Origin of the sequence: Catenulispora rubra (assembly GCF_015356825.1) — a bacterium.
GTDB classification, from domain to species: domain Bacteria; phylum Actinomycetota; class Actinomycetes; order Streptomycetales; family Catenulisporaceae; genus Catenulispora; species Catenulispora rubra.
In genome coordinates this window covers 1-7929 of the sequence record NZ_JAACYW010000414.1, presented here as the reverse complement: position 1 = coordinate 7929, position 7929 = coordinate 1, and the positions used below count along the sequence as shown (strand labels likewise).

The window sequence follows — 7929 nt, the reverse complement described above, 5'->3', positions numbered from 1 at the left end:
GGTGGGGCAGGAGATGTGTATAAGCGACAGGTTGAGTAGGGCGGGGCGCGGCTCAGGAAGTCTGCGCGGCGGCGGCCGCCTCATCCAGCGTCTCGACCCCCGCGGCGATCAGCACCTGGTCCGGCAGCACGATCACCAGCGAGGCCGGGTCGGCGTCGGCGTCGGCCAGCGCCGCCGCGCGCCACAGGTCGGCGGCCGGCTGCACCTGGTGCGTGGTCAGGGTCAGGGCGCTGCCGTCCCAGCCGAGGTAGCGTGCGCCGTCCACCCAGGGCAGTGCCGCCTCCTCGCCGAGGACCACCAGGTACTCGGGGTCGGCCACCAGGCGCAGCGCCGCGCCGTCGGCCAGGAGCGCCTGCGCCAGTTCGGCCAGCGCGTCGGCCACCGGGCCTATGCCCAGCACCGCGACCGCCGGGAGTGCCGGCTCGCGGCGCTGCCAGGACTCGACCGTGTGCCGGTCGTGCCGGTCCGCCGCCTGCCGCACTTCGCAGATCGTCATCGTCCCGCCCCCGTCGCTCGGTTGTTCACCGCAAAAGGATACGCAGCGCGGCGGCGCCGTGGCGGTGTCGGACCGGCATGCGAGCATGGTCACATGCTGCTGCGCATCGAGGGACGCGAGCTGCCGGGGATGCCGGGCATCGCGGTCGCGGTCCAGGCCAGGGCCAAGCCGTACGCCTTGCTGGACCCGGTACCCGGCGACGCCGCCGAGGCGGCCTGGGACCTGGCGGTCGAGCCGTTCACGACGAAGCACGGCGAGCGCACGCTGCGGGGCAGCCACGTGCAGGACGGCATCGGCGGACGCTTCGTGTACCTGTCGTGGTACCGGATCGGCGAGGACGGCGAATACGCGATGTTCTGCCGCGCGAAGCTGATGCTGTCCGGGATCCCGCAGGACGTGTACGAGGCCGGCGTCGCCTCGGGTGCGCTGCTGGCCCGGTGCGGCCTGACCAATGCCAAGGGGAACCCGGTCACGGCCCGCCTGGTGCCGCCGGCGGTGGAGTGGACCGCGGGCTGACTGGCGCCGGTATTAGACTCCTGACACGTTGTTGCCGCGCGGCGGACTGGCGGACTGGGAGTGGGTTGTGACGGACGAGCCGATCGAGTCGATACCGCCGCCGCGACCTGGGACGGTACCGGGCTCGGGGCACGCCGCCGGGTTGTCGATGAGCGGCAATCCGTTCATGACGCCGATGCGGTCGATCCCGCCGGAGATCCGGGCGATCCCCGCGCGCACGCCAGGCTTCGCGCCGCGTCAGCGATCCACGCCGGCGGAACCGGCCGCCCTGCGACCGGCTGAGGCGCCGGCGCCGCCTCAGCAGATCGAGGTTCCGGTCCAGGAAGTGCTGTGGGAACCGTCGTGGGAGGGCCCTGAGATACCCGACGGCGGCCGGCGACGGAACAACCTCATCATCGGCGCCAGCGCCGCAGCGGCCGTGGCAGTGGCGATCGGCGCGATCTCGCTGACCCACGGATCCTCTCCACCGACCTCCGCCGCCGCCGACGGGAAGTTCAACGCGGCGTTCGGTCCCGGCGCCGGTGACCCCACCGAGGGCGCGCAGAACGGCGGCCAGCCCCTGGACGGCGCCACCTCGGTGCCCGGCGGCCAGAGCACCACCAGCAGCGGCGTGGGGGGCAGCGCGTTCGGGAATCAGAATGCGAATCCACCCGCCACGCCCGCGCCGCCACCGAAGCCGAGCACCTCGGCGCCGAAGCCGCCGCCGGCCTCCAGCAAGCCCCCTGCGGTCTGCACCGGCTGGCACACCTCACACGTCCCCGCTCAAGACGGCAAGGGCTTCGCGGCCGCCGCGTCCGCACTGCGTTCGGGCCCTTACGACACCTGCGGCAGCGTCGGATCCTTCCGAAGCGGTCAGCACATGTACATCTGGTGCCACGCCGCGAACGGCTACGGCGCCACCTGGGTCTACGGCCGCATCGACAATGCCAGCCCACCTGGATGGCTCGCGCTCACCACGCTCAAGCCCGGCGCCAAGCTCGGCCCCGTCTGCTGACGCTCTGAGGCTCCGACTCGCCGCACCATTCCAGCGCCATTCCAGCGCCGTCAAAGCGCCAGCCGAGCATCCCCCGAGCGGCGGCCGGCCGGCCCGGCGGACGGGCGGCCGACCGCCTGGGCCGGCGCCGACGGCCGCGCGAACCCCGCGCCCCGCCGACGTCGGCGCCGCCGGACAGTACTTGCAGGACACCCGGCGGCAGTCCATCTTCTTCGAATATACGCGCGAATGAGAGCCCTTCGGCGGATGTCCCACCGGCATATTGCGTACCGTTCTGTGGGGCGCCTCCCATCCGGTGGCGGGAGTTCCCCCGGTGCGGAAAAATGCCCCATATGTACGACTGGGACGAAGTCCTGCGCGACGCGGAGCGCCAGCCCGGGGCCGGCCCCGGCGGCCAGGACCGGCTGATCGTCAACATGGGCCCGCAGCACCCCTCGACGCACGGCGTGCTGCGGCTGATCCTGGAGATCGAGGGCGAGAGCGTGGTCGAGGCCCGCTGCGGCATCGGCTACCTGCACACCGGGATCGAGAAGAACCTGGAGTACCGGAACTGGACCCAGGCGGTGACGTTCCTGACCCGCGCCGACTACCTGATGCCGCTGTTCAACGAGACGGTCTACTGCCGCGCGGTCGAGGCGCTGCTCGGGGTCGAGGACGAGGTGCCGCCGCGCGCGAACGTCATCAGGGTCCTGCTGATGGAGCTGAACCGCATCTCCTCGCATCTGGTGGCGCTGGCCACCGGCGGCATGGAACTCGGCGCGATGACCGTGATGACCAACGGTTTCCGGGACCGCGAGCCGATCCTGGACATCCTGGAGGCGGTCACCGGCAACCGGATGAACCACGCCTACGTCCGGCCCGGCGGCCTGGCGCAGGACCTGCCGGACGGCGTCGTCGAGGGCATCAGGACACTGATAGCCGAGTTCCCCAAGCGGCTGCTGGACTACGAGCGCCTGCTGAACGCCAACCCGATATTCATGGGCCGTACCAAGGACGTCGGGTACCTCGATCTGGCGGGGTGCATGGCCCTGGGCATCACCGGCCCGGTCCTGCGCGCCGCCGGCCTTCCGCACGATCTGCGCAAGGCCGAGCCGTATCTGGGCTATGACACGTACGACTTCGACATACCGACCGAGACCGGCTGCGACGCCTACGGCCGCTACCTGGTCCGCCTGCACGAGATGGCCGAATCGCTGCGCATCGTCGAGCAGGCCCTGGACCGCCTGGAACCCGGCCCGGTGATGCTCGCCGACCCGAAGATCGCCTGGCCGGCCCGGCTGGCGCTGGGCGCCGACGGCCTGGGCAACTCCGAGCAGTGGATCCAGCACATCATGGCGCAGTCGATGGAGGCGCTGATCCACCACTTCAAGCTGGTCACCGAGGGTTTCGCGGTGCCCGCCGGGCAGGTGTACTCCTGTGTGGAGTCCCCGCGCGGCGAACTCGGCGCGCACGTGGTCAGCGACGGCGGGACCCGGCCGTTCCGGGTGCACCTGCGCGACCCGTCCTTCACGCACCTGCAGGCGGTGTCGGCGATGGCCGAGGGCGGGATGCTGGCCGACGTCGTGGCGGTGGTGGCCTCGGTGGATCCGGTGCTCGGCGGCGCGGACCGTTGAACAGCGCGGACCGTTGAACAGCGCCGACCGCTGAACGGCGCCGAACGTTCCTGCGGCGGCTTCACACAGGTATTGACTGCGCACGTCCCGTGACTAGGTTCGAATCAATCGGACTCTGCAAAGGGGACGCACATGAACCAGAAGCACAAAATGCGGCGACGCCACGGCAAAATCCGCCGCCATCGCACCATCGCCCTCATCCGTCACCACCACCTGCACGGCAGGCACCTCGGCTAGCGACGCGCCGAAATTCTCTTTACACAAACCCTTGTCGCGTAAACCGTCCTCGGCCACACTGTGGGACATGGAGCATTTCGACGTGGTCGTGGTCGGCGCGGGCCTGTCCGGGATCGGCGCCGGGTACCGGCTGCAGACCGAATGCCCGGAGCGCAGCTACGTGATCCTGGAGGCCCGCGCCGCGATCGGCGGCACCTGGGACCTGTTCCGGTATCCCGGCGTGCGGTCCGACTCGGACATGTTCACGCTGGGATACCCGTTCCAGCCCTGGCGCGGCGCCGATTCCCTGGCCGACGGCGCCGTGGTCCTGGACTACGTCAAGGACACCGCCCGGCGGCACCGGATCGAGGAGAAGATCCGGTTCCGGACCAAGGTGGTCGGCGCGGACTGGTCGAGCGAGCAGGCGCGCTGGTCCGTCGCGGTCGAGCAGACCGGGGACGACGGAACCGTCGAGCGCCGCACGCTGACCTGCGACTTCCTCTACTCCTGCGCCGGCTACTACAACTACGACAGCGGCTACACCCCCGACTTCCCGGGCATCGAGGACTACCGGGGCACGGTCGTGCATCCGCAGTTCTGGCCGGAGGACCTGGACTACGCCGGCAAGCGGGTCGTGGTCATCGGCAGCGGCGCGACGGCCGTCACCCTGGTCCCGGCCATCGCGGCGGACGCCGGGCACGTCACCATGCTCCAGCGCTCCCCGACCTGGATCAGCCCGCTGCCGGGCCGGGACAAGCTGGCCGACCAGCTGCGCGCCGTGCTGCCGGCGAAGGCCGCGCACCGGATCATCCGGGCCAAGAACATCGCGTTCACGGTCGGCGTCAACCAGTTCTGCCGCCGCCGTCCCCAGGCTGCGCGCAAGCTGTTCACCAAGCTGGTCTCCCGGGTCGTGAAGGACGAGGAGATGGTGCGCGAGCACTTCACGCCGAGCTACAACCCGTGGGAGCAGCGGGTGTGCGCGGCGCGCGACGCGGACTTCTTCCGGGCGCTCCGCTCGGGCAAGGCCGAGGTGGTGACCGACCACATCGAGGCGTTCGTGCCCGAGGGCATCCGGCTGAAGTCGGGCAAGGTGCTGGCGGCGGACGTCGTCATCACCGCCACCGGGCTGCGGCTGCTGGCCTTCGGCGGCATCGCGCCGCGCGTGGACGGCGTCGAGGTGCCGCTGGCCGAGCAGTTCGTGTGGCGCGGGGCGATGGTCACCGGCATCCCGAACTTCGCGGTGTGCGTCGGCTACACCAACGCCTCCTGGACGCTGCGCGGCGACCTGACCTCGCGGCTGGTGTGCAAGATACTGAACCACATGGCGGCACGCGGTTACTCCTCGGTGGTGCCGGTGCCCGACGGCACGTTGCGCGAGCGGCCGCTGCTGGATCTGAGCTCGGGGTACATCCAGCGCTCGATCCAGGAGTTCCCGCGCGCCGGGCACCGGAGTCCGTGGCGGGTGCGGCAGAACTACATCCTGGACGCGGCCACCACGCTGCGGAGCGATCTGGACCGGACGCTGCGGCCGACGCGGCGGGAGAAGGCGGGAGTGGGGTCCTGATGGCCGGCGTGACGCCCAAGCTCACCCCGTTCCGCTTCAACGGCGCGGTCGCGGTGGTCACCGGTGCGGCCGGCGGGATGGGGGAGCAGCTCGCCTACGGCCTGGCGCTGCGGGGTTCGCACCTGGTGCTGGTCGACCGGGACGCCGACCGGCTGGAGAAGGTCGCCGGGATCGTGACCCGGCGGCGGCCACGGGGTTATTCAAAGATACAGACGCGGGTACGGACCTTCGTCGCCGATCTGTCCGACCCCGGCTCGGTCGCCAAGCTCGCCGCCGACATCCTGGACGCCGAACCGGTCCTCAATCTGCTGATCAACAACGCCGGCGTGGCGCTGGCCGGGACGTTCGCGGAGACCACGGCCGAGGAGTTCGACTGGGTGATGGCGGTCAACTTCGCCGCTCCGGTGGCTCTGACGCGCGCGCTGCTGCCCCGGCTTCGGGAGTCGGTCGGCAGCCACATCGTCAACACCTCCAGCCTGTTCGGGCTGATCGCGCCGCCCGGTCAGACTGCCTATTCGGCCAGCAAGTTCGCGCTGCGCGGCTTCACCGAGGCGCTGCGCCACGAGCTGGCCGGCGAGGTCGGGGTGACGAGCGTTCATCCCGGCGGTATCAAGACCCGCATCGCCCTGGACGCGCGCGTCGCGTCCGGTGCCGACCGGGAGCAGAGCGAGAAGGCCATGCGCGCCTTCAACAAGGTTCTGACGTACCCGGCGGACCGCGCCGCCGCCCGGATCATCGAGGGCGTGCGGCACCGGCGCGGCCGCGTGCTGATCGCGCTGTCGGCGCGGGTGCCGGACGTGCTGGCCCGGTTGTTCCCGGCGACGTACTGGGAGTTCTTCGTACGGCTGAACCCGCGCGCTGCGCGGCGTCGCTAGTGGCGCGAGCCTCTTCTCAGCGGTCCGAGCGTGCGTCGATCAGACAGATGAACGCCAGCGCGACGGCCACGATGGCGGCGATGAGGATGACCAAGCCCATGGGGAACATGTGCGACTCCTCGGATCGATGCGTGGATCGGTGCGGTTTTCATTAGAGCTTCGATCCGGCACGGCGGATCGTCCAGAGGTGAATACCTGGCGATCCGCGGGAATTGACCGACGCCCCGCAATGTATCAACAGCTGAATACGTAGTCGGTGAAGTACCGACCCTGATTCGCTCCGTGTCGCCGCCCTCTAAGCTTCGGTTGGTGTGGTCCTGGTCTCGGGCACGTGGCGATCTGCGGGCCGTGCTGCGGTCGCGCGGGAGCATCCACGCCGCCGTGCACGCTGCCGCGCTGTGGTTCTGGACGCCGGCCGCGGCCTTCGGCTCCTGGGCGCTGTACCGGGCCCTGGGCTGGGGTCCCCGCGGCATCGGCGGGGACCTGCGGGGCGCGGTGCTGGGCTGGGTCGGCGCGAGCCTGGTCGTGCTGGCGGTGCAGGGCGCCCGGCGCGGGGAGGTGGCCGACCCCGAGTTCGAGGCGGCCGCGCCGCCGCATCCGGTGCGCCACGTCGTGCGCTACGCGGCCGTCTTCAGCGGCTACATCGTGCTGGTCGTGACATTGGTCCTGGTACCGCTGGCACTTATCCTCAGCATCTGATCGGTCGCTGATCTATCCTCGACGCATGCGCGCGGCCATCCTCGTCGAAGGAGTGAGCGACCAGGCCGCGCTGTGTGCGCTGGCCCGCCGCCGGGGCCGCGACCTGGACGCCGAGGGCATCGAGGTGGTCGCGATGGACGGCGCCACCAACGCCGCGCGCTACCTGCACGAATACGGGCCCGAGGGGCGCGGCGTGTTGCTGGCCGGGCTGTTCGACGAGGCCGAGGAACGCTTCTTCCGCCTGGGTCTGGAGCGCGCCGGCCTGGAGCTCGGTCCCAAGACCGAGGACCTGGAGGAGTTCGGCTTCTTCGTCTGCCGCGCCGACCTGGAGGACGAGCTCATCCGCGCGGTCGGCGCCACCGAGGTGCTGCGCCTGGTGGCCGCCGAGGGGGAGGAGCGCTCTTTTCGGACGCTGCAACGGCAGCCGGCGATGCGCGACAAGAGTCTGATTCACCAGCTGCGGCGGATGATGGGGGGCCGCAGCGGGGGCAAGGAGCGGTGGGCGCGGCTGCTGGTGGAGCGCGTGCCGTTGGAGCGGGTGCCTTATCCGCTGGACGCGGTGCTTGCTTGGTTGTGACCGGGTGCTGCGCTGCCCTGGGGTGCTGGGGTAGCTGGGGTGCCGGGTGACGCAAAAGCCTGATGCCCTGCAGCGGGGTCAGCGTGCAGGGCATCAGGGTTCTCAAACGGACCGGATCAGCCGGCCGGCTGGGTCAGCTGGGTCAGCCGGACTGTCGCGACCTCAGCAGGGCCCGTTGTCCGTCCACACGCCGGCCGAGCCGCCGGGGGTGTCGGCCTCGGTCCACCACTTCGCCGTCCACTGGTGGCCGTTGTAAGACACCACGGCGCCGCCGGTGTACGCGGTCTGCGAGTTCCACGGGGCCGCGGTGCACGTTCCGCCGCCGCCGCCCGAGGACGAGGAGGACGACGTGGGCGGGGTCGTGCTCGGCGTGCTGGAG

Annotated in this window: 10 protein-coding genes; 7 read left to right on the top strand and 3 right to left on the bottom strand. The window is 70.8% G+C overall.

The features are described 5' to 3' along the window. Positions 1 to 52: 52 nt before the first annotated feature. The gene (locus GWK61_RS50770) at positions 53 to 496 is read right to left on the bottom strand and encodes a bpX5 domain-containing protein (RefSeq protein WP_194921184.1); all 444 of its coding nucleotides are present in this window, start codon (positions 494 to 496) and stop codon (positions 53 to 55) included. Between the two features lie 93 nt (positions 497 to 589). Between GWK61_RS50770 and GWK61_RS50765 the strand changes: the two genes are divergently transcribed. The 3 genes from GWK61_RS50765 (at position 590) to GWK61_RS50755 (ending at position 3619) form a co-directional block, all read left to right on the top strand. Then, a complete protein-coding gene (locus tag GWK61_RS50765; protein ID WP_194921182.1) occupies positions 590 to 1012 on the top strand; it encodes a DUF5990 family protein in 423 nt (140 codons plus the stop codon). A 67-nt stretch (positions 1013 to 1079) separates the two neighbouring features. Further along, positions 1080 to 2006: a hypothetical protein gene (locus GWK61_RS50760; protein ID WP_194921181.1), complete on the top strand. Its 927-nt coding sequence runs from the start codon at positions 1080 to 1082 to the stop codon at positions 2004 to 2006. 332 nt (positions 2007 to 2338) lie between these two features. Beyond that, on the top strand, positions 2339 to 3619 hold the full coding sequence (locus GWK61_RS50755) for an NADH-quinone oxidoreductase subunit D (RefSeq protein ID WP_194921180.1): 1281 nt from the start codon (positions 2339 to 2341) through the stop codon (positions 3617 to 3619). A 93-nt stretch (positions 3620 to 3712) separates the two neighbouring features. On the opposite strand, the gene GWK61_RS50750 is transcribed toward GWK61_RS50755, so the two are convergent. After that, positions 3713 to 3913: a hypothetical protein gene (locus GWK61_RS50750; protein WP_194921179.1), complete on the bottom strand. Its 201-nt coding sequence runs from the start codon at positions 3911 to 3913 to the stop codon at positions 3713 to 3715. A 10-nt stretch (positions 3914 to 3923) separates the two neighbouring features. Here GWK61_RS50750 and GWK61_RS50745 point away from each other — a divergent pair, with 10 nt between their 5' ends. The 4 genes from GWK61_RS50745 to GWK61_RS50730 all read left to right on the top strand — a co-directional run bounded on the left by GWK61_RS50745 (position 3924) and on the right by GWK61_RS50730 (position 7550). Continuing rightward, positions 3924 to 5399, top strand: a complete 1476-nt coding sequence (locus GWK61_RS50745) for a flavin-containing monooxygenase (RefSeq protein ID WP_194921178.1) — start codon at positions 3924 to 3926, stop codon at positions 5397 to 5399. Continuing rightward, positions 5399 to 6274, top strand: a complete 876-nt coding sequence (locus GWK61_RS50740) for an SDR family NAD(P)-dependent oxidoreductase (RefSeq protein WP_194921177.1) — start codon at positions 5399 to 5401, stop codon at positions 6272 to 6274. Before GWK61_RS50745 ends, GWK61_RS50740 begins: the two co-directional genes overlap by 1 nt. Positions 6275 to 6583: 309 nt before the next feature. Further along, positions 6584 to 6973 carry a hypothetical protein gene (locus GWK61_RS50735; protein ID WP_194921170.1) on the top strand — a complete coding sequence of 130 codons (390 nt, stop codon included), beginning with the start codon at positions 6584 to 6586 and terminating at the stop codon, positions 6971 to 6973. Positions 6974 to 6998: 25 nt separating this feature from the next. Next, positions 6999 to 7550, top strand: coding sequence for a TOPRIM nucleotidyl transferase/hydrolase domain-containing protein (locus tag GWK61_RS50730; protein WP_194921168.1), 552 nt, complete (start codon positions 6999 to 7001; stop codon positions 7548 to 7550). A 162-nt stretch (positions 7551 to 7712) separates the two neighbouring features. On the opposite strand, the gene GWK61_RS50725 is transcribed toward GWK61_RS50730, so the two are convergent. Then, positions 7713 to 7929, bottom strand: a 217-nt coding sequence (locus tag GWK61_RS50725; RefSeq protein WP_323748146.1) for a carbohydrate-binding protein, incomplete at its 5' end; no start/stop codon positions are given.